The organism is Salmonella sp. 741265055_HSA (genome assembly GCF_046569525.1).
Classification (GTDB): Bacteria; Pseudomonadota; Gammaproteobacteria; order Enterobacterales; family Enterobacteriaceae; genus Salmonella; species Salmonella enterica.
In genome coordinates this window covers 1-21,952 of the sequence record NZ_JBKFSQ010000008.1, presented here as the reverse complement: position 1 = coordinate 21,952, position 21,952 = coordinate 1, and the positions used below count along the sequence as shown (strand labels likewise).

The window sequence follows — 21,952 nt, the reverse complement described above, 5'->3', positions numbered from 1 at the left end:
GTAGCGTTATGGTTATCCACTTTGACAGACAGTTCGATAGATCACCCGTTATGACATTTTCACTTTTCGGCGATAAATTTACCCGCCATTCAGGCATTACCCGCCTGATGGAGGATCTCAACGACGGCTTACGCACGCCAGGCGCCATCATGCTTGGCGGCGGTAACCCGGCACACATCCCTGCAATGCAGGATTATTTCCAGACGCTACTGACAGAGATGGTAGAAAGCGGCAAAGCCGCTGATGCGCTTTGTAATTATGACGGTCCCCAGGGAAAAACGGCGCTACTGAATGCACTGGCCGTACTGCTACGTGAAACGCTGGGATGGGATATCGAACCACAGAATATTGCGCTGACAAATGGCAGTCAGAGCGCGTTTTTCTACTTATTTAATCTCTTCGCCGGACGTCGCGCCGATGGCAGTACGAAAAAGGTACTATTCCCGCTTGCGCCGGAATACATCGGCTATGCGGACTCCGGTCTGGAAGACGACCTCTTCGTTTCGGCGCGGCCGAATATTGAGCTGCTGCCGGAAGGCCAGTTTAAGTATCACGTCGATTTTGAGCATCTGCACATCGGCGAAGAGACGGGGATGATTTGCGTCTCGCGCCCGACCAACCCAACCGGTAACGTTATCACCGATGAAGAGCTGATGAAGCTGGACAGACTGGCGAATCAGCACAACATCCCACTGGTGATTGATAACGCTTACGGCGTACCGTTTCCTGGCATTATCTTTAGCGAGGCGCGCCCGCTGTGGAACCCCAATATTATCCTATGCATGAGCCTCTCAAAGCTGGGGCTGCCCGGCTCCCGCTGCGGGATTATCATCGCCAATGATAAGACGATTTCCGCCATTGCCAACATGAACGGCATTATCAGCCTTGCGCCCGGCGGCATGGGTCCGGCGATGATGTGCGAAATGATTAAGCGTAACGATCTGCTGCGGCTGTCGGAAACGGTTATCAAACCTTTCTACTACCAGCGCGTTCAACAGACGATCGCGATCATTCGTCGCTATTTATCCGAAGAACGCTGCCTGATTCATAAACCGGAGGGCGCAATATTTCTGTGGCTGTGGTTTAAAGATCTGCCGATTACCACCGAGCTACTCTATCAACGCTTGAAAGCGCGCGGCGTGCTGATGGTGCCAGGCCACTATTTCTTTCCCGGACTGGATAAACCCTGGCCGCACACACACCAATGTATGCGGATGAACTACGTGCCTGAACCGGACAAAATTGAGGCGGGCGTAAAAATTCTGGCAGAAGAGATAGAACGCGCCTGGCGTGAAGGCTGACGGCTATTCCGGCCATCATGCAGGCCGGAACGACATTCAGAAAGGTTGAGAATAGAGGCGCTGGCGCTGCACGTGTGTTGCGTCAACGCACTGTAACGCACTGGTCGGGCAGGCTTCCACGCACGCCGGCCCCGCTTCCCGATGCCAGCAAAGATCGCATTTAATCGCCTGCGCGCCTGACGCGGACGCCACCACGGTCATCGCACCAAACGGGCAAGCCAGCATACAGCTTTTACAACCAATGCAGCGCGATGGCGTCACGAAGATATGCCCCCGATCACGGCGAATCGCCTGTACCGGGCAGACATTCGCGCACGGCGCGTCCTCACACTGATGGCAGACCGTGGCCGTGGTGAAGCTATCTTCTTTTATCACCCGGATACGCGGCACAAAGTCCGCCGTCGTCACCGCCGCGCTATTCTGCTGTTGCTGGTGCGACACCACGCAGGCGACCTCGCAGGTACGACACCCGATACACGCCGACGCATCCGCCATAATAAACCGGTTCATTGTTCTCCCCCTGCGTTAAAACGCCAGAATGCCAGAGAGCCATTCCCCGCCGCTTTGATCCCACTACGCAAACGGACAAATTTTGTCAGATGCCTGATAAAACCTGGCGAGCTGTCTTATTCGCGAACGGTAAATCCCAGCTCATTAGAGATAGCCTGTGCGGTTTCACGAATTTGCACCAGCTCATCGTACATTGCGGGTAAACCGGTAATGGTGTTGCGAGTCAGCGACTGGAGAAGTTAATGGTCTCGCCGGTCGCGATATGTAGCGCTTCAAGGTGCGACGAATGGCGAGTACGAGTATCAGACCGGCGAGGTGATTATTAAAACCTTTGAAGAGCGCGGTCTGGATCCGGCGCAAATCCCGGCGGTATTGGTTCATTCGCACGGCCCGTTTGCCTGGGGTAAAAATGCCGTCGATGCCGTCCACAACGCCGTGGTGCTTGAGGAGTGTGCCTATATGGGGCTGTTCTCGCGCCAGCTGGCCCCGCAGTTGCCGGATATGCAGCCTGAACTGCTCGATAAACATTATCTGCGTAAACACGGCGCGAATGCCTATTACGGGCAGTAATGCCGGCAGTCACAGTCTGTGTCGGATGGCGGCTGCGCCTTATCCGACCTACAAGATTTGCAATATCAATACGTTGTGATGAACTCTTGTAGGCCCGATAAGCAAAGCGCCATCGGGCATTCAGTTTGCAACCGCGTTGTCAGAGGGCCAAAGATTATACTCAAGAATTAACGTGTTCCTTACTGTAGCGCCGCTTCCAGGCGGTAGGCGTCAGGCCAGTGTGCTTGCGGAAGATCTGGCGAAAGTAACCAACGTCATTAAAACCGCACCGCTCCGCCACCTCTTTTAACGAACGCGCGTCGCTAATCAGCAACTTTTCCGCCTCGCGCACCCGCTGGCGGTGGATGGCTTCCGTTAGCGTAAGGTGAAATACCCGCCGATAAACGCGTCCCAGATAATCCACATTGCAATGCAGTTCTTTCGCCAGAACCGAGCTGGAAAGCGGCTGGTGATAGTGCGTTCGAATCAGCTGCTGTACTTTCCAGGCCAGCGACACGCCAGCGGCCTCGGCGTTTTCATTCTGCCGGGCGTCAACGGTGAGCTGCTGCAAAATCAGCAGCACGATGAACTCCAGCGCCGGGCTGCGCTGGTGCTTTTCCTGCTCGTTCATAAACTGGCGAAAAAGCGCAATCAGCGCCTGCGGATCGGCAACCTGGGTATGCTGCGGCACGGAAAGATGCGTCAGCCAGCGCGGGTCGCTGTCCGGCGCTTTGACCTCAAAATGGAGCCAGTAAAATTTAAGATCGGCGGGAAACTCCTCAACGCCAATATGGCGGCGATGCGGCCAAAGCAACAGGCTTTCCCCGGCTTCGACACAGAAAATACATTCTTCTTCCTGAATTTTCAGGCAGCCTTTTTCCACAAATATAATTTCCCACGATTGCAGACGCCTGGCAGGATGACGCCCAATGCCGCGAGAAATAAATAATCCGCCGTTTTGGACTTTAATCGGTAATGTTATGGATAATTCGAGCATTAATATATCATTTCCCGCTCATTCAGCACCGTATTTCATATTACCTTTTGATTATTAACTAAAAATAGTCATTTCACTCGATCCATCTCACATTTTTAAATACGGGTCGGAATCGTCATCTTTTTTTACTCTTTTATCGCCTTGTCGCTCACCGCTATCTGGGCAAAATGAATCAGGTCATAACGCGAAAATAAAAATTACTGCCATAAAATACCCCGTCAGCGAGGAATATCTATGACCTCTACAGCCTTAAGGAGCACGAAATGAACGTACTGGAAGTCGATCTGCATAAACTGACGATCAGCGATCCGTTCCTCGGACAGTATCAACAACTGGTTCGCGATGTGGTTATTCCTTACCAGTGGGATGCGTTAAACGATCGTATTCCAGAGGCTGAACCCAGCCATGCCATTGAGAATTTCCGCATTGCCGCAGGTCAGCAGACGGGCGACTTTTACGGCATGGTCTTTCAGGACAGCGACGTGGCGAAATGGCTGGAAGCGGTTGCCTGGTCACTGTGCCAGAAGCCCGATCCCGCGCTTGAGAAAACCGCCGATGAGGTGATTGAACTGGTGGCCGCCGCACAGTGTGACGATGGCTATCTCAATACGTACTTTACGGCAAAAGCCCCGCAAGAACGCTGGAGCAACCTGGCGGAGTGCCACGAGCTTTATTGCGCCGGACACCTGATTGAAGCGGGCGTCGCCTTCTTTCAGGCCACCGGCAAGCGTCGGCTGCTAGACGTCGTTTGTCGCCTGGCCGATCATATCGATAGCACTTTCGGCCCTGGCGAAAATCAGTTGCACGGCTATCCGGGCCACCCGGAAATTGAGCTGGCGCTGATGCGTCTGTATGAGGTAACAGAGCAGCCGCGCTATATGACGCTGGCAAGCTACTTTATCGGGCAGCGCGGCGCCCAACCGCACTTCTACGACGAAGAGTACGAAAAACGCGGCCAAACCTCTTACTGGCATACCTACGGCCCGGCGTGGATGGTCAAAGACAAAGCCTACAGTCAGGCGCATCTGCCAATTTCACAGCAGCAGACGGCAATCGGCCACGCGGTACGTTTTGTCTATCTGATGACTGGCGTGGCGCATCTCGCTCGCCTGAGCAACGATGAAGGCAAACGCCAGGACTGCCTGCGCCTGTGGAAAAATATGGCGCAGCGTCAGCTGTATATCACCGGCGGGATTGGCTCGCAGAGCAGCGGCGAAGCCTTTAGCAGCGATTACGATTTACCGAATGATTCGGTCTATGCGGAAAGCTGCGCTTCAATCGGCCTGATGATGTTCGCCCGCCGGATGCTGGAAATGGAAGCCGATAGCCAGTACGTCGACGTGATGGAGCGCGCGCTGTACAACACCGTCCTCGGCGGTATGGCGCTGGATGGCAAGCATTTCTTCTACGTCAACCCGCTGGAAGTGCATCCAAAATCGTTAAAATTCAACCATATTTACGATCACGTTAAGCCCATCCGCCAGCGCTGGTTTGGCTGCGCCTGCTGCCCACCGAATATCGCCCGCGTGCTCACCTCCCTTGGTCACTACATCTACACGCCGCGTGCGGATGCGCTGTACATCAATATGTACGTGGGTAACAGCCTGGAAGTACCCGTTGAAAATGGCGCGCTAAAACTGCGAATCAGCGGGAACTACCCGTGGCATGAGCAGGTGAAGATCGCCATCGACTCTGTGCAGCCGGTACGTCACACGCTGGCGCTACGTCTGCCGGACTGGTGCCCTGAGGCAAAAGTGACGCTCAACGGGCTGGAAGTGGAGCAGGATATTCGCAAAGGTTATCTACATATCCGTCGAACCTGGCAGGAGGGCGATACGATAACCCTGACGCTGCCGATGCCGGTTCGCCGCGTGTATGGCAATCCGCTGGCGCGTCACGTCGCCGGTAAGGTTGCCATTCAGCGCGGGCCGCTGGTCTATTGCCTTGAGCAGGCCGATAACGGCGAAGAACTGCATAATCTGTGGCTACCGAAAGAGAGTGAGTTCCGGGTCTTTGAGGGCAAAGGGCTTTTTGCGCATAAGATGCTGATTCAGGCTGAAGGCGAGAAGCAAAGCGCCCCAGATGCGCAGCATCAGGCGTTATGGCACTACGATAACGCGCCGTCATCGCGCCAGCCGCAGACGCTAACGTTCATTCCGTGGTTTAGCTGGGCCAACCGTGGCGAGGGCGAAATGCGGATTTGGGTTAACGAGCGGTAATACTGTGCCGGATGGCGGCTGCGCCTTATCCGGCCTACAAGATTTGCAATATCAGTACATTGCGATGAATTTTTGTAGGCCCGATAAGCGAAGCGCCATCGGGCATTACCACCAGGCTAATATCAACGCGGTAGGCCCGATAAGCGCAGCGCCATCGAGCATTACCTCTTGCGTCAGAACAGCCCCAGCGGCTTATCGGAATAGCTCACCAGCAGGCACTTGGTTTGCTGGTAGTGTTCCAGCATCATCTTATGCGTTTCGCGCCCGATGCCCGACTGCTTATAGCCGCCGAACGCAGCATGTGCCGGATAGGCGTGATAGCAGTTGGTCCATACGCGCCCGGCCTGAATGCCGCGCCCCATCTTATAGGCCAGATTGCCGTTGCGGCTCCAGACGCCGGCGCCGAGGCCATACTGCGTATCGTTAGCGATTTCCAGCGCCTCCTCCATGGTTTTAAAGGTGGTTACCGCCAGCACCGGGCCAAAGATCTCCTCCTGAAAGACGCGCATATTGTTCTTACCAAACAGAATGGTAGGCTCAAGGTAATAGCCCTCTTTAAGTTCGCCATCCAGCTCCTTGCGTCGCCCACCGGTCAGAATATCGGCCCCCTCTTTTTTACCGATATCGATATAATTGAGGATAGTCTCAAGCTGGCCGTGAGAGACCTGCGCCCCCATCTGTGTACCGCTATCTAGCGGGTTCCCGCTGCGAATGCTCTCTACCCGGCGAATAGCGCGCTCCATAAAGCGCTCATAGATGGACTCCTGGACCAGCGCACGGCTTGGACAGGTACACACCTCGCCCTGGTTAAAGGCAAACAGGGCAAATCCCTCCAGCGCTTTATCAAAGAACGCATCTTCCTCATCCATCACGTCGGCGAAGAAGATATTGGGCGACTTGCCGCCTAACTCCAGCGTCACCGGAATAATATTCTGCGTGGCGTACTGCATGATCTGTTGACCCACTTCCGTCGAACCGGTAAACGCCACCTTCGCGATACGTTTCGAGGTCGCCAGATATTCGCCGATCTCGCCGCCCGCGCCGTTCACGACGTTGACGACGCCCGGCGGTAACAGATCGCCAATGACTTCCATTAACAGCAGAACGGAAAGCGGCGTCAGGCGTGCCGGTTTAAGCACCACGCAGTTACCCGCCGCCAGCGCTGGCGCCATTTTCCAGCTTGCCATCAACAACGGAAAGTTCCACGGGATTATCTGCCCCACGACGCCAAGCGGTTCGTGAAAATGGTAGGCCACGGTTTCGCTATCAACTTCGCTGATCCCGCCCTCCTGCGCACGTATACAGGAGGCGAAATAGCGGAAATGATCGATCGCCAGCGGTACGTCGGCGGCGCTGGTTTCACGAATCGGTTTACCGTTATCCCAGGTTTCCGCTGTCGCCAACAGTTCGAGGTTTTGTTCCATCCGATCGGCGATCTTAAACAAGATAGCGGCACGGTCTTGTACTGACGTATGCGCCCACTTATCTTTCGCCTTATGCGCGGCGTCGAGCGCTAAATCGATATCTTTTTTACCGGAGGAAGCGACTTCACATAGCGGCTGGCCGGTCACTGGCGTCAGGTTTTGATAATATTCGCCGTCGGCGGGCGCAACCCAGTCACCGCCAATAAAATTGTCATAGCGGGCTTTTAACTTCAGTGGGTACCCGTATTCACCTGGCTGAATACGTGTTGAAGGGGGATTGTTCGTCATGACCAACTCCTTATTGTAAAGGTACTCCACAAGGGTAGACGGTACTGGTGAATTTTTCGCCAATGGTTTTCCGCTTTACGACAGCAATCACGAATTACTTTCCTTTACGTTTCTCCGTCTGGTTTTAGCCATACTAAACAGGTGCCTGTTTAACGTACGGAGAACACTATGCAGCAATATATCGGTATTGATGTGGGAGGAACTCACGTCAAATATGGCGTGATTAACAGTGACGGCGAAGAATTAACCCATCATCAATTCGATACGCCAGAGGACGCCTCCACATTTACCCGCAAATGGCAGGATGTGGTGGCGCGTTGCCAACAGGACTATGACATTGCGGCAATCGGGGTCAGTTTCCCCGGCCACATTAATCCCCATAACGGTCATGCGGCAAAAGCGGGCGCGCTGGCTTACCTGGATGACGTCAACCTGATGGAGTTGTTCAGCGGGCTGACCGATCTGCCGCTGGTCGTGGAGAACGACGCGAACTGCGCGGCGCTGGGCGAAATGTGGCGAGGCGCCGGGCAGCATTATGACAATCTGGTCTGCATTACCATTGGAACCGGCATTGGCGGCGGTATTATCGTCGGACGAGAACTGTATCGCGGCGCACATTTCCATGCCGGTGAATTCGGCGTCATGCCGGTCGGGAATAATGGCGAAAGTATGCATAAAATCGCGTCAACCAGCGGATTAATGGCGTCGTGCCGCCAGGCGCTGGCGCTGCCTGCCGAAGAGATGCCGCCTGCGGATGTGATCTTCGAACGAATGGCGACCGATGTTCATCTGCGTGAGGCGGTCAATGACTGGGCGCGTTATCTGTCACGCGGCGTTTACAGCGTGATCTCTATGTTTGATCCGGGCGTGGTGCTGATCGGCGGAGGAATTAGCGAACAGGAAAAGCTCTACCCGCTCCTGACGCGGCATCTTGAAACGTTTGAAATGTGGGAGGCGCTCCAGGTGCCGATTCAGCCCTGCCAACTGGGAAATCAGGCGGGCAGGCTGGGCGCCGTCTGGCTGGCGCAGCAAAAGCTCGATCGAAGCTAACGTGTTACGCCTTATCCGACCTGCATCGTCTACGCAGGCCCGGTAAGCGTCCGCGCCACCGGGCAAAGGCGTTACATCGCCGCGCGATAAATTTCCACAATCTCGTCGTGAGTCGCCTGAATCGGGTTCGTCAGACCACAGGCATCTTTAAGAGCATTGGTCGCCAGAACCGGGATATCTTCTTCCTTCACGTTTAGCTCGCGCAGTCCCGCCGGAATGTTGACTTTCTGCGACAGTTGGCGAATGGCCGCCACACACGCCTGCGCGCCTTCCGCCTCGCTCATGCCTGATACATCGACGCCCATCGCCGCTGCGCAATCACGCAGGCGAGCCGCCGCTACCTGGCTGTTGAATACCTGCACATGCGGCAGCAGAACCGCGTTACATACGCCGTGCGGTAGGTTGTAGAAACCGCCAAGTTGATGCGCCATAGCATGAACGTAGCCCAGCGACGCATTGTTAAACGCCATTCCCGCCAGGAACTGAGCATAAGCCATCGCTTCACGCGCCTGGACATTGCTCCCCTCTTCAACCGCAACAACCAGATTTTCCGCAATCATCGTTACCGCTTTCAACGCGCAGGCATCGGTAATAGGCGTTGCCGCAACGGAAACATAAGCTTCAATCGCGTGGGTTAACGCATCCATACCGGTTGCCGCCGTCAGGGATTTCGGCATACCAACCATTAAAGAGGAGTCGTTGACAGAGAGCAGCGGCGTAACGTGTTTATCGACGATAGCCATTTTAATATGACGCTCTTCGTCGGTGATGATACAAAAACGGGTCATTTCAGACGCGGTGCCGGCGGTCGTATTAATCGCAATCATCGGCAACTGCGGTTTCGCGGAGCGGTCAACGCCTTCATAGTCACGAATATCGCCGCCATTCGCCGCCACCAGCGCGATACCTTTCGCACAGTCGTGCGGGGAACCGCCGCCCAGCGAGATAACGCTGTCGCAGCCATTTTCTTTCAGAAGCTTCAACCCAGCAGCCACATTGCTGGTGGTAGGGTTAGGCTGCGTACCATCATAAATCACGCTAAAAATATCACGTTCCTGTAGCGCTTTTTGAATATCACCCGCCATCCCTAATTTTGTCAGCATAGCATCCGTAACAATTAATGTACGGCGAAAACCATATTCCGCCATCGTATTCATTGCGTTCTTTAATGAATCGGCACCAATTACATTCACGGAGGGAATAAAAAACGTTGAAGCTGCCATTATATTGTCCTTAATTACCAGAATAAGGTGCGAAGAATACGGGTGAAATTATCCTAATAATATGATCACGATGACTATTTTAAGAAGTCAGAAAAATAAAAAGCACATTAGGTTAATTTCCTGATGTGCTTTTATAAATCAACTCAATAATTGTATTGATTCATTTCTGATTTAATTTAACCATTTCATTCCTTTTGCGGAAATAATAACGCATCACGTAATAAATGATCATTCCCACGACGTCGTGTAAATCCAATCCGGTCAAAATATTCAAGGATCTGAATGGCCAGCTTCCGCCCTACATTCAACCTGTCGCGAAAATCCGCCGCACACGTTGATCCTCTCTCTTGATCCAGCTCGCGGATCATATTGGCGAAAGCGACTATCCGATCGTTACGATAGTACCGATCTTTTACGATCGCGGTAATGATGCCTTGCTGTGCCGCCTGCCGCAGCACCAGCCGCATCAATTGTTCTTCCGTTCCGGTCTCTTTCGCCAGATCGCGTACCCACCAGGGCTCATCGCCAAATAGCGGTTCGACTTTGTGCCAGACGGCCTGCTGCTCATCGCTAAATCCTGCTTTATGATCCGGCAGATGCAACCAACCGTGATGGCTATGAATCAGGCCGTCATCGCGCATCCGCTCGATCAGCATCAGGACCAGCGCTTCATCTTCCATTGGCAGGGCCATGCGGCGTAAACGCTCGCGTCCCGGCCCCGGTTCATCGCGGTGCTGTTCGTGGTAGGTCGCCAGCGTATCAAGAATCTTACGCTGCCAGCGGGCGGCGACGGGCGCACTTAGCAGATTGTCTCCGGCCTGGATAAAACCATGTTGCTCAATAAGCTGACGCATACCGAGAGGATTAAGCTGACGCGCCCAACCGAAATCCGGCAGGTTGACGGCGCCGCGTTCCAGATGAATGGCCAACGCCGCGCTATCGTCCTGCGCGGCGGCAAGCGTTGAAAGCCAGTGCAAATAATCAGGCTTACGTTTACCGCGACGCGGCGCCTTAAGCGTCACCACGCGTGCGCCGGCAAGGGTGGCGCGTGCGGAAATATCACGCAGCACCAGTCTGTCATTATCGGCCAGCCACAACGGCGTATCGAAGATCAGCTCGGCCAGCCCGCCTTCCAACAAAGAGACGCGACCGGTCACATGGCTGGCGGCATGGTGAATATGTAGCGGCTGCCATTGGGAAAGCGGCGCATGAAGCGCCAGAGAAACGATCACCCGGGAAAAAGCCTCCCCCACCGGCGCATCAGAAAGCAGCCAGTCGCCGCGGTTAAGCTGCTCCTTCTCCGCATCGCCCGCAATATTGAGCGCAATACGTTGCCCGGCATACGCATGGTCGGTGGGCTGATTTTGCGCGTGTAGACTTCGTACGCGCATCGGCGTATTAACGCCGGTCAACCATAGCGTATCGCCCACGTTTACCTCTCCGCTCAGCGCCGTTCCGGTCACCACCAGTCCCGCCCCTTTCACCGTAAACGCACGGTCGATAGCCAGACGGAAACGATGCTGCGCGGCGTGCAAACGTGCAGGAAGCTGCTGTAAATGAGCGCGAAGTTCTGCAATACCGCGCCCTTCATTGGCGGCGGTGACAAATACAACGGTATCGGCGAAGCCATAGTTGTCGAGCGCCGCCAGTACCTCTTCACGTACTTCACCGATACGCGCCTCGTCCACGCGATCGGCTTTGGTCAGCGCGACGGTGAGCTGGAGATTGCCCGTCAGTTGCAGGATCTGTAAATGCTCGCGCGTTTGCGCCATGACGCCGTCATCACAGGCGACCACCAGCAAAGCGTGATCGATACCGCCTACGCCCGCCAGCATGTTAGAGAGGAATTTTTCATGTCCAGGCACATCGATAAAGCCCAGTACACGACCATCCGGCTGCGGCCAATAGGCGTAACCCAGATCGATAGTCATCCCGCGTTTTTTCTCTTCCGGCAGGCGATCGGCATTAATGCCGGTAATCGCCTGGAGCAACGTCGTTTTACCGTGGTCTACGTGTCCGGCAGTTGCAATAATCATTTCAGCATCATCTCCATAAACCGGCTTTCGTCTTCAAGACAGCGCATATCCAGCCATAAACGGCCATCATAAATTCGGCCAATGACCGGTACAGGCAGCGTGCGCCAGTGGGCCGCCAGCGCCTCCAGCCGACTACCGCGCCCGTCGTGCGGGGTAAAGGTCATGGCGGCGCTGGGAAGGCGGTCTACCGGTAATGAACCGCTGCCGATTTGCGACAGGCAGGGCTTAACCTCCAGCGTAAATTCATCGCCGTAACGTGCCGCCAGCCGCGCCTGTAACCGCTGCGCTTGTTCGCGAATCGACGCTTCACTGCGGGTTAACAGACGCAGCGTGGGTAATTTCTCCGCCAACGCTTCCGGGTGCAGATACAGACGTAACGTTGCCTCCAGCGCCGCCAGCGTCATTTTATCCGCGCGCAGAGCGCGTTTCAGCGGATGGCTTTGCAGTTGGGCAATCATCGCTTTTTTGCCGACGATGATCCCGGCCTGCGGCCCGCCCAGCAACTTATCGCCGGAGAAGCTTACCAGGCTGACGCCTGCGGCAATGAGCTGCTGCGGCATCGGCTCTTTGGGTAAGCCATATTGACTTAAATCCACCAGCGAACCGCTGCCCAGATCCGCCACCACCGGAATATCCAGCTCTCGCCCGATTTCCGTCAGTTCCGCTTCCTCTACCGTTTTGGTAAAGCCCTCAATGCTGTAATTACTGGTATGCACCTTCATCAACAGCCCGGTATTTTCATTTACCGCCTGACGGTAATCTTTCGCATGCGTCCGGTTGGTGGTGCCCACTTCATGCAGCGTACAGCCCGCCTGGCGCATAACATCCGGAATACGAAACGCGCCGCCGATTTCGACCAGTTCGCCACGCGAAACCACTACCTCTTTGCCGCTGGCGGTCGCCGCCAGCATCAGCAATACCGCCGCCGCATTGTTATTGACGATACAGGCGTCCTCCGCCCCGGTGATACGGCATAACAGCGTCGCCAGCGCCCGGTCGCGATGCCCCCGCCCGGCGCCATCCAAATCGTATTCCAGAGTCACCGGCGCGCGCATCGCCTGCGTTACCGCCTCAATCGCTTCTTGCGCCTGCAATGCGCGGCCAAGATTGGTGTGCAGCACCGTCCCCGTCAGGTTAATCACCGGGCGCAGCGCGCTTTGCGCCGCATTTTCCAGCCGGAGTTTCGCCTCTTGCGCCCAGTCTGCGTACCAGTCGGGAAGCGTTTGCGTATTCCGGATGACGTCGCGCGCGTCGTCAAGCATCCGCCTAAGCAGATCAACCACCTGGGTATGACCATACCGATCGCGCAGAGAAAGAAAAGCGCTATCGTGCAATAAGCGATCGATAGCAGGAAGCTGGCTGTAGAGTGTACGCGTTTCGCTTGTCATGAAAATGCCTGGCTGTTGGTGGCCCTCTCCTGGCGGGAGAGGGATATCGACATAAGGGGGATTGTAACGTGAGTTTGCTCAGGCGGACATAATGCGCGTCAAGCCTTTGGCGCTTCGGTGCGGGCAAAGCTTTCGCGTTGAAAAAGCGTTTCGACCAGTTTGACCAGGTGGGGGCGGCCAACGCACCAGCCGGGCGCGACCCGGCGGAAGTTGAGATAGCCTACCGCACAGGCAATCGCGATAGTCGCCAGATTGACCGTATCCGTTTTTAGCGTCCCGTCGCTCAGATAACTTTCGAGCATATCCAGGCTGCGGTTGATTTTTTCCCGCTGGCGCAGCAGTTCCGTTTCCGATTGTTGCGCCGCCGGACGCACCTGTTCGCGCACAGAAACCAACGCAGCATCCATAATGCCGTCTGCCAACGCTTCAAGCTGGCGAACTTTAAGCGCTGCCATCGGGTCACGCGGGACCATCGCTGGCGCGATATCCAACAGTTCAATATATTCCGCGATGATAGGAGAATCGAACCAATACTCGCCCGCATCGGTGACCAACGCGGGTACTTTACCTAACGGGTTATAGCGCGCCACCCCGCTATCCGCGTTGTAGGGAAGTTCATTCACAAATTCGAAGGTGATGCCCTTTTCCAGTAACAGAATCGAAATTTTACGCACAAAAGGGCTGGTATAGCTGCCAATGAGTTTCATGCCGGGTCCTTTTTGCCAACAAAAAATCATAGTATGGCTCAAATAAGACGAAAAGAGACACAAAAGGAGGTTGCTGAATGACATAACGTGAGAGGACTCGCGACAAAATGTTTGTCGGATCGTATTGACGTTACCCGGGCTTAAAATTTCTTGTGAAGAGGATCACAAAAATTCAACAAAGCACCAAAATAAAAATGTGAAATATCTCACATAAAATGGCCTTTTAAGGGCTAAAAATTAGATTCGTTGTTTTTTTACACAGCCACTTTGTGATCAATATCACATCAATTACCTCTCTACCCCCTATATTTATGTGACGCAAATCACATAAATTGTCCCTGTCTGGACAGTTGAACGATTCAGTGCCAGATTTCGCAATATCTACAGGGTCCGGCTACCTCTGCCGCTACATTAACAAACCTCGGGCTTTCAGCCTGCGCGACAGCAACATAAGAAGGGGTGTTTTTATGTCATCCGATATTAAGATCAAAGTGCAAAGCTTTGGTCGATTCCTCAGCAATATGGTGATGCCTAATATCGGCGCGTTTATCGCGTGGGGTATTATCACCGCATTATTTATTCCAACAGGGTGGTTGCCTAACGAAACGCTGGCGAAACTGGTTGGTCCGATGATCACCTACCTGCTGCCGCTGCTCATCGGTTATACCGGCGGTCGTCTGGTTGGCGGCGAACGCGGCGGCGTGGTGGGCGCTATCACTACCATGGGCGTTATTGTCGGCGCGGATATGCCGATGTTCCTCGGCTCGATGATCGCCGGTCCATTAGGCGGCTACTGCATTAAGAAATTCGACAGTTGGGTAGACGGTAAGATCAAATCCGGTTTTGAGATGCTGGTGAACAACTTCTCCGCTGGCATCATCGGTATGATCCTCGCCATCCTGGCGTTCCTCGGTATTGGTCCGGCGGTTGAAGTCCTGTCCAAAATTCTGGCGGCGGGCGTTAACTTCATGGTGGCGCACGATATGCTGCCGCTGGCGTCCATTTTTGTTGAACCGGCGAAAATCCTGTTCCTCAATAACGCGATTAACCACGGCATCTTCTCACCGCTGGGTATCCAGCAGTCCCATGAGATGGGTAAATCCATCTTCTTCCTGATTGAAGCTAACCCGGGTCCGGGGATGGGCGTCCTGCTGGCGTACATGTTCTTCGGTCGCGGCAGCGCTAAACAGTCTGCGGGCGGCGCGGCGATTATCCACTTCCTGGGCGGTATCCATGAGATCTACTTCCCGTACGTGCTGATGAACCCACGCCTGATTCTGGCGGTGATTCTCGGCGGTATGACCGGCGTATTCACCCTGACCATCCTGAACGGCGGTCTGGTCTCTCCGGCATCTCCAGGTTCCATTCTGGCGGTACTGGCGATGACGCCAAAAGGCGCTTACTTCGCTAACATCGCTGCCATCGTGGCGGCAATGGCAGTTTCCTTCGTGGTGTCTGCAATTCTGCTGAAAACCAGCAAAGTGAAAGAAGAAGATGACATTGAAGCGGCCACCCGTCGTATGCATGACATGAAAGCGGAATCTAAAGGCGCCTCTCCGCTGGCGGCTGGCGACGTGACTAACGACCTGAGCCATGTGCGTAAAATCATCGTGGCTTGCGATGCCGGTATGGGTTCCAGCGCGATGGGCGCAGGGGTACTGCGTAAGAAAGTACAGGATGCGGGCCTGAGCCAGATCTCCGTCACCAACAGCGCCATTAACAATCTGCCGCCGGATGTGGATCTGGTCATTACTCACCGCGACCTGACCGAGCGCGCGATGCGTCAGGTACCGCAGGCGCAGCATATTTCGCTGACCAACTTCCTGGATAGCGGCCTGTACACCAGCCTGACCGAACGTCTGGTTGCCGCACAGCGCCACAATACTAATGAAGAGAAAGTACGCGACCATCTGAAAGACAGCTTTGAGGAGGGTGATAACAACCTGTTCAAACTGGGTGCGGAGAATATCTTCCTCGGACGTAAAGCGGCCACGAAAGAAGAGGCGATTCGCTTTGCCGGTGAACAGCTGGTGAAAGGCGGCTATGTTGAGCCGGAATACGTCGAGGCGATGCTGGACCGCGAAAAGCTGACGCCGACTTACCTCGGTGAATCCATCGCAGTACCGCACGGTACAGTGGAAGCGAAAGATCGCGTGCTGAAAACCGGCGTGGTGTTCTGCCAGTATCCGGAAGGCGTACGCTTCGGTGAAGAAGAAGACGATATTGCCCGTCTGGTCATTGGTATCGCCGCACGTAACAATGAGCACATCCAGGTCATCACCAGCCTGACCAACGCGCTGGATGATGAATCCGTGATCGAACGTCTGGCGCACACCACCAGCGTGGATGAAGTGCTGGAACTGCTGGCAGGTAAAAAAGCTTAACAGTTAAGTATCCCCAAAATAGTTCGAGCTGCAGGAAGGCGGCAACGCAGTGAATCCCCAGGAGCGTACATAAGTACGTGACTGGGGTGAGCGAGGAGAGCCAACGCATCTGCAGTTCGAAATATGAAGGCGATATCCTCTCCCTTGTGGAGAGGGTTAGGTTGAGGGAAAAGCCTCACCCCAGCCCTCTCGGGTAAAAACATTAATGAAGGTTAATACTATGAAAGCATTACATTTTGGCGCAGGTAATATCGGTCGTGGCTTTATCGGCAAACTGCTGGCTGACGCGGGGATACAACTGACGTTCGCGGATGTAAACCAGGTCGTACTCGATGCCCTGAATGCCCGTCATAGCTATCAGGTTCATGTCGTGGGAGAAAATGAGCAGGTTGATACCGTCTCCGGCGTCAACGCTGTCAGCAGCATCGGCGATGAAGTTGTCGACCTGATTGCCCACGTTGATTTAATCACCACTGCCGTGGGCCCGGTTGTGCTGGAACGTATCGCTCCGGCCATCGCTAAAGGGCTGGTAAAACGCAAAGCGCAGGGCATCTCTACCCCACTGAATATCATCGCCTGTGAAAACATGGTGCGCGGCACCACGCAGCTCAAAGGTCATGTGATGAACGCGCTGGCGGATGGCGATAAAGCCTGGGTTGAACAGCACGTCGGTTTTGTCGATTCCGCCGTTGACCGTATTGTGCCGCCTTCCGCTTCCGCCACCCATGACCCGCTGGAAGTGACGGTAGAAACCTTCAGCGAGTGGATTGTCGACAAAACCCAGTTCAAAGGCGCGTTGCCGACCATTCCGGGGATGGAGTTAACGGATAACCTGATGGCATTTGTCGAACGTAAACTCTTCACGCTGAACACGGGTCATGCTATAACCGCGTACCTCGGCAAATTAGCCGGTCATCAAACCATTCGCGACGCCATTCTCGATGAGAGTATTCGCGCGGTGGTGAAAGGCGCGATGGAAGAAAGCGGCGCGGTGCTGATCAAACGCTACGGTTTTGATGCCGACAAACATGCGGCATACATTCAGAAAATCCTCGGTCGTTTTGAAAACCCGTATCTGAAAGATGACGTTGAGCGCGTGGGTCGTCAGCCGCTGCGTAAGCTGAGCGCAGGCGACCGTCTGATCAAACCGCTGCTTGGCACCCTGGAATATGGTCTGCCGCATGTGAATCTGGTCAAAGGGATCGCGGCGGCGATGCATTTCCGTAGTGATGAAGATCCGCAGGCGCAGGAGTTGGCGGCTCTGATTACCGAAAAAGGCCCGCAGGCCGCGCTGGCGCAAATTTCCGGGCTGGATGCCAATAGCGATGTGGTGGCGGAGTCGGTTAACGCATATAACGCCACCAAATGACGCAGAACCCGGCGCAGGTTAGCCTGCGCCCAAATAACAGTTTGTCAGATATGCAGGCAATAATGGAACAAACCCAGGCCTTTGAAAATCGTGTGCTTGAGCGTCTGAATGCTGGCAAAACCGTACGGAGCTTCCTGATTACCGCCGTCGAGTTATTGACCGAGGCGGTGAATATTCTGGTGCTCCAGGTGTTTCGCAAAGACGACTATGCGGTGAAATACGCTGTGGAACCGTTGCTGGACGGCGACGGGCCGCTGGGCGATCTTTCGGTACGTCTGAAACTTATCTATGGCCTGGGCGTACTCAGTCGCACCGAATATGAAGATGCGGAGCTGTTAATGGCGCTGCGCGAAGAGCTGAATCACGACGGTAACGAATACGCATTCACCGACGACGAAATTCTAGGACCGTTTGGCGAACTGCACTGCGTCATGGCGCTGCCGCCACCGCCGCATTTTGATACGTCCGACGCGGCGCTATACGCCATGCAAATTCAGCGCTATCAGCAGGCGGTACGTTCGACGATGGTCCTCTCCCTGACCGAGCTGATTTCTAAAATCAGCTTAAAAAAGGCCTTTCAAAAGTAAATCCCGCCGTTAACCTCTTTCTTCTTCTTTTGGCCGGTACAGCCGCCGGTAATATTCCAGACGCTGCAAATAAATGGGCGCGCTCTCCGACGGCACTTCGGAAGGAACATAATCACGCGGCGGCGTTTTATTCAAGTATTCACGGAACGCCTGGCTGGACGCCATAAAATCGACGGCTTTATCAATAAGAAGTGGTACGTTCTCACCTATTTTTGCCATGATAGATCCTCCATGTGTGACCCGCGTCTGACTCCCGCGGTCGCTTATTTGAGTTTAGGATCAATTTAGCGTGGTCATTGAGGAAAATGTGCTTAATCGCTTTTCTTGCCGGCAAAAAAGGCGCTTCATCTTTTCTTTCGAAAAAAAGATTTTATTCTCAAAGAGATAACTAAATAATTAGCGGTGTAATACTTGCCATAATTGATTATCTTTACGCCATGAGTTGTGAAGAATCACTCACTGCGCGCATACTATAGGGTATCTATCCCATTTCTATCAGAAGCTATCCCATGAAAGAAGTTGAAAAAAACGAAATTAAACGCCTGAGCGATCGTCTTGACGCTATTCGCCACCAACAGGCAGCTCTCTCGCTGGTTGAATCCGCCGATAAATACGCGGAGCTGGAAAAAGAAAAAGAGACGCTGGAAGCAGAAATTATCCGTCTGCGCGAAGTACACAGCCAAAAACTGAGTAAAGAAGCGCAGAAGCTGATGAACCTGCCGTTTCGCCGCGCGATCACTAAAAAAGAGCAGGCCGATATGGGCAAACTCAAAAAAAGCGTACGCGGCCTGATCGTGGTACACCCGATGACGGCGCTGGGCCGGGAAATGGGGCTCAAAGAGATGACCGGCTTCGCGAAGAGCGAGTTCTAAATACTTCCGCATCACAGGCTCTCAAGGCCCCCGTCGTTCAACGGATGCCTTGAGAGCATCGGGCTATATTCCGAATTTTTATCCAGACGTATTTACACCGCTTATATACAAGTTCATTTTTAACGGTAATCTCGATTTTTCAGGAATATAAACGCCACCATCAGGTCTATTTGTATTTATACAATGAATTTTTTCATCGACTGTTCTCATGACCCGCAGAATATAATTGACCCACTAAATTAAATAATATTATTATCTACAAGGCAATGCACCTATACATAAATTTCATGATTATATTTTTATAAGGTATTGTTATGGGCAATTGATAATGAATTTCTGGCATTTATACAAATTCATAGAGGCAATGAATATTTTCGTTGTAATCATACATTAATTGATTATCGACAATGCCGTAACCCCGCAGAACGGTGAGTTAGCTGTATAAATAATAGTTTAACTATTTATATCATATAAATTATAAACAAGGATATTTTATATGCACAAAAATGGGAAATTTATTCCCCTGCTTGCTTTGGGATTCACATTTTTTTTATCTGGTTGTGATTACCTCGCAGATAAGCACCTTGTTGAAGAACTGAAAAAACAACAAAAAGAACAAGAAACAAAGATAAACCTGTTAGAAAAACAACAAAAAGAACAAGAAGCAAAGGTAAATTTGCTAGAAAAACAACAAGCTACAGTTATCAACACGACTCAAAAGGTCGCCGAAGTCGTTGGTCGCATTGAACGCAAACAACGGCTATTCGATTACACAGAACTGGATCCATCACAAACGCACTATTTTATTATTAACAACGGCAACATCGGATTAGCCGGGCGTATTCTATCTATTGAGCCAATAGATGATGGAAGTGTTATTCATCTTGATTTAGTTAACTTACTCAGCGTTCCCGTATCAAACCTGGCGTTTAATATGACGTGGGGTACGAAAAAACCTTCCGAGGCAAAAGATCTGCCTCGCTGGCGACAACTCTTGCTCAACACGCAAATGGATTCGACAATCGAACTCTTACCGGGAGCATGGACAAACGTCACGCTAACATTAAAAGGCGTATCGCCCAATAATCTTAAGTATCTAAAAATAGGTATTGACATGGAGAATGTCATATTCGACAGCATACAACCTATTAACGATACAAAAAAGAAGCCAAAAAAATAATAGCCATTGATACAATTATTTTAGAAAAGGAAATTACTCATTCATGAATAGAATATTTAAAGTCCTCTGGAATGCCGCTACGGGAACATTTGTTGTCACCAGCGAAACCGCAAAAAGCCGCGGCAAAAAAAACGGCCGCAGAAAGCTGGCAGTTTCCGCACTCATCGGTCTTAGCAGCATTATGGTTTCTGCGGATGCACTGGCCAACGCAGGAAACGATACAGGCGACGGCGTTACTCCAACGGGTACCCAGACTGGAGGAAAAGGGTGGATTGCAATTGGTACCGATGCCACAGCCAATACTTACACCAACGTTGATGGCGCAAGCGCCGCAATGGGTTATAAAGCCTCCGCGATGGGGAAATGGAGTACCGCCATTGGTTCCTACAGCCAGTCCACCGGCGACTCTTCGTTAGCGCTTGGCGTAAAATCGGTTTCAGCCGGTGACCGGGCCATTGCAATGGGCGCCTCATCCTCAGCCAGTGGAAGTTATTCAATGGCAATGGGCGTGTATGCCAATTCGAGCGGCGCAAAATCGGTTGCGTTAGGTTATAAATCTGTCGCGAGCGGAGCAACTTCCTCTGCATTAGGTTATCAAGCTACTGCGAGCGGCGACGACAGCGCTGCTTTTGGTAATGGCGCAAAAGCGATAGGCACCAACTCAGTTGCCCTTGGCTCGGGCTCTGTCGCCCAGGAAGACAATTCCGTCGCCGTGGGTAACAGCACCACTCAGCGGCAGATAACCTACGTTGCTAAAGGCGACATCAATTCCACCAGTACCGATGCCGTTACAGGTGCGCAAATTTATTCTTTAAGTCAATCCGTTGCCGACCGACTAGGCGGAGGCGCCTCCGTTAACTCTGATGGTACAGTGAATGCTCCCCTCTACGAGGTAGGCACAGGCACCTACAATAACGTAGGCAGTGCGTTAAGCGCACTGAACAACTCTATCACTAACACAGAAGCCTCTGTCGCTGGCTTAACCAATGACGCGTTATTGTGGGATGACAGCGCAAGTGCCTTTAACGCTACCCACAACGGAAGCGACAGCAAGATCACCCATCTGGCGGCGGGTACCCTGACCGCGGACAGCACCGATGCCGTTAACGGCTCCCAGTTGTTTGCCACCAATGAAAATGTGTCTCAGAACACCACTAATATCGCTGCCAATACCGACAGCATTAACCAGAACACTACCGATATCGCCGCCAATACCACCAGCATCAATCAGAACACCACTGATATCGCCACCAATACCACCAGTATCAACAGTCTGAGCAACTCCGTCACCATGCTCACCGACGATGCCCTGTTGTGGGATGGCAGCGCAAGCGCATTCAGCGCTAACCGCAACGGAAGCGACAGCAAAATCACCAATCTGGCGGCAGGCACCCTGGCCGCGGACAGCACCGACGCCGTTAACGGCTCCCAGCTGTTTGCCACCAATGAAAATGTGTCTCAGAACACCACTAATATCGCTGCCAATACCGACAGCATTAATCAGAACACCACTGATATCGCCACCAACACCACCAGTATCAACAGTCTGAGCAACTCCGTCACCATGCTCACCGACGATGCCCTGTTGTGGGATGGCAGCGCAAGCGCATTCAGCGCTAACCACAACGGAAGCGACAGCAAAATCACCAATCTGGCGGCAGGCACCCTGGCCGCGGACAGCACCGACGCCGTTAACGGCTCCCAGCTGTTTGCCACCAATGAAAATGTGTCTCAGAACACCACTAATATCGCTGCCAATACCGACAGCATTAATCAGAACACCACTGATATCGCCACCAACACCACCAGTATCAACAGTCTGAGCAACTCCGTCACCATGCTCACCGACGATGCCCTGTTGTGGGATG

General features: G+C 53.2%; 16 protein-coding genes and 3 pseudogenes. 10 read left to right on the top strand and 9 right to left on the bottom strand.

Annotation, left to right across the window (positions count from 1 at the left end; all coding sequences use genetic code 11):
- Positions 1 to 50: 50 nt before the first annotated feature.
- A complete protein-coding gene (gene avtA / locus ACLD4K_RS06480; RefSeq protein WP_000144383.1) occupies positions 51 to 1,301 on the top strand; it encodes a valine--pyruvate transaminase in 1,251 nt (416 codons plus the stop codon).
- Between the two features lie 36 nt (positions 1,302 to 1,337).
- On the opposite strand, the gene ACLD4K_RS06475 is transcribed toward avtA, so the two are convergent.
- Positions 1,338 to 1,811 carry a 4Fe-4S dicluster domain-containing protein gene (locus ACLD4K_RS06475; RefSeq protein ID WP_080190173.1) on the bottom strand — a complete coding sequence of 158 codons (474 nt, stop codon included), beginning with the start codon at positions 1,809 to 1,811 and terminating at the stop codon, positions 1,338 to 1,340.
- A 134-nt stretch (positions 1,812 to 1,945) separates the two neighbouring features.
- A pseudogene (locus ACLD4K_RS06470) lies at positions 1,946 to 2,047 on the bottom strand (IclR family transcriptional regulator); the annotation flags it as partial.
- A 49-nt stretch (positions 2,048 to 2,096) separates the two neighbouring features.
- Between ACLD4K_RS06470 and ACLD4K_RS06465 the strand changes: the two are divergent.
- Positions 2,097 to 2,381: pseudogene (locus tag ACLD4K_RS06465) on the top strand (class II aldolase/adducin family protein); the annotation flags it as partial.
- 160 nt (positions 2,382 to 2,541) lie between these two features.
- On the opposite strand, the gene ACLD4K_RS06460 reads toward ACLD4K_RS06465, so the two are convergent.
- Positions 2,542 to 3,357, bottom strand: a complete 816-nt coding sequence (locus ACLD4K_RS06460) for a helix-turn-helix domain-containing protein (protein WP_411011568.1) — start codon at positions 3,355 to 3,357, stop codon at positions 2,542 to 2,544.
- Positions 3,358 to 3,620: 263 nt separating this feature from the next.
- Between ACLD4K_RS06460 and ACLD4K_RS06455 the strand changes: the two genes are divergently transcribed.
- Complete coding sequence (locus ACLD4K_RS06455; RefSeq protein ID WP_411011567.1) at positions 3,621 to 5,576, top strand: glycoside hydrolase family 127 protein; 1,956 nt, start codon at positions 3,621 to 3,623, stop codon at positions 5,574 to 5,576.
- Positions 5,577 to 5,749: 173 nt separating this feature from the next.
- Here the strand turns inward: ACLD4K_RS06455 and aldB are convergent, their stop codons facing one another.
- Positions 5,750 to 7,288: an aldehyde dehydrogenase AldB gene (aldB, locus tag ACLD4K_RS06450; RefSeq protein WP_000183988.1), complete on the bottom strand. Its 1,539-nt coding sequence runs from the start codon at positions 7,286 to 7,288 to the stop codon at positions 5,750 to 5,752.
- Between the two features lie 168 nt (positions 7,289 to 7,456).
- Between aldB and ACLD4K_RS06445 the strand changes: the two genes are divergently transcribed.
- Positions 7,457 to 8,338: an ROK family protein gene (locus ACLD4K_RS06445; RefSeq protein ID WP_001188271.1), complete on the top strand. Its 882-nt coding sequence runs from the start codon at positions 7,457 to 7,459 to the stop codon at positions 8,336 to 8,338.
- A gap of 71 nt (positions 8,339 to 8,409) precedes the next feature.
- Here the strand turns inward: ACLD4K_RS06445 and yiaY are convergent, their stop codons facing one another.
- The 4 genes from yiaY to ACLD4K_RS06425 all read right to left on the bottom strand — a co-directional run bounded on the left by yiaY (position 8,410) and on the right by ACLD4K_RS06425 (position 13,692).
- Positions 8,410 to 9,561 (bottom strand): L-threonine dehydrogenase, encoded by a 1,152-nt coding sequence (gene yiaY, locus ACLD4K_RS06440; RefSeq protein WP_061377055.1) that lies wholly within the window; start codon positions 9,559 to 9,561, stop codon positions 8,410 to 8,412.
- Between the two features lie 185 nt (positions 9,562 to 9,746).
- Positions 9,747 to 11,597 (bottom strand): selenocysteine-specific translation elongation factor, encoded by a 1,851-nt coding sequence (selB, locus tag ACLD4K_RS06435; protein ID WP_411011566.1) that lies wholly within the window; start codon positions 11,595 to 11,597, stop codon positions 9,747 to 9,749.
- Positions 11,594 to 12,985, bottom strand: a complete 1,392-nt coding sequence (gene selA / locus ACLD4K_RS06430; protein ID WP_411011565.1) for an L-seryl-tRNA(Sec) selenium transferase — start codon at positions 12,983 to 12,985, stop codon at positions 11,594 to 11,596. The genes selB and selA overlap by 4 nt, the downstream gene beginning before the upstream one ends.
- Before the next feature lie 98 nt (positions 12,986 to 13,083).
- Positions 13,084 to 13,692 (bottom strand): glutathione S-transferase, encoded by a 609-nt coding sequence (locus tag ACLD4K_RS06425; RefSeq protein ID WP_094964404.1) that lies wholly within the window; start codon positions 13,690 to 13,692, stop codon positions 13,084 to 13,086.
- A gap of 467 nt (positions 13,693 to 14,159) precedes the next feature.
- On the opposite strand from ACLD4K_RS06425, the gene mtlA reads away from it, so the two are divergent.
- From mtlA to mtlR, 3 genes are all read left to right on the top strand, one after another.
- Positions 14,160 to 16,076: a PTS mannitol transporter subunit IICBA gene (gene mtlA, locus ACLD4K_RS06420; RefSeq protein WP_079944113.1), complete on the top strand. Its 1,917-nt coding sequence runs from the start codon at positions 14,160 to 14,162 to the stop codon at positions 16,074 to 16,076.
- Between the two features lie 220 nt (positions 16,077 to 16,296).
- Positions 16,297 to 17,445 carry a mannitol-1-phosphate 5-dehydrogenase gene (mtlD, locus tag ACLD4K_RS06415; protein ID WP_411011564.1) on the top strand — a complete coding sequence of 383 codons (1,149 nt, stop codon included), beginning with the start codon at positions 16,297 to 16,299 and terminating at the stop codon, positions 17,443 to 17,445.
- Positions 17,442 to 18,032 carry a mannitol operon repressor MtlR gene (gene mtlR, locus ACLD4K_RS06410; RefSeq protein ID WP_183059187.1) on the top strand — a complete coding sequence of 197 codons (591 nt, stop codon included), beginning with the start codon at positions 17,442 to 17,444 and terminating at the stop codon, positions 18,030 to 18,032. The genes mtlD and mtlR overlap by 4 nt, the downstream gene beginning before the upstream one ends.
- 9 nt (positions 18,033 to 18,041) lie before the next feature.
- Here mtlR and ACLD4K_RS06405 read toward each other — a convergent pair whose 3' ends face one another.
- A complete protein-coding gene (locus ACLD4K_RS06405) occupies positions 18,042 to 18,251 on the bottom strand; it encodes a hypothetical protein (RefSeq protein ID WP_001062558.1) in 210 nt (69 codons plus the stop codon).
- Positions 18,252 to 18,541: 290 nt separating this feature from the next.
- On the opposite strand from ACLD4K_RS06405, the gene ACLD4K_RS06400 reads away from it, so the two are divergent.
- The 3 genes and pseudogenes from ACLD4K_RS06400 to sadA all read left to right on the top strand — a co-directional run.
- Positions 18,542 to 18,904 carry a YibL family ribosome-associated protein gene (locus ACLD4K_RS06400; protein ID WP_183059186.1) on the top strand — a complete coding sequence of 121 codons (363 nt, stop codon included), beginning with the start codon at positions 18,542 to 18,544 and terminating at the stop codon, positions 18,902 to 18,904.
- A gap of 496 nt (positions 18,905 to 19,400) precedes the next feature.
- Positions 19,401 to 20,084: a hypothetical protein gene (locus ACLD4K_RS06395; RefSeq protein ID WP_411011563.1), complete on the top strand. Its 684-nt coding sequence runs from the start codon at positions 19,401 to 19,403 to the stop codon at positions 20,082 to 20,084.
- A gap of 43 nt (positions 20,085 to 20,127) precedes the next feature.
- Positions 20,128 to 21,952, top strand: a pseudogene (gene sadA, locus ACLD4K_RS06390) (trimeric autotransporter adhesin SadA); the annotation flags it as partial.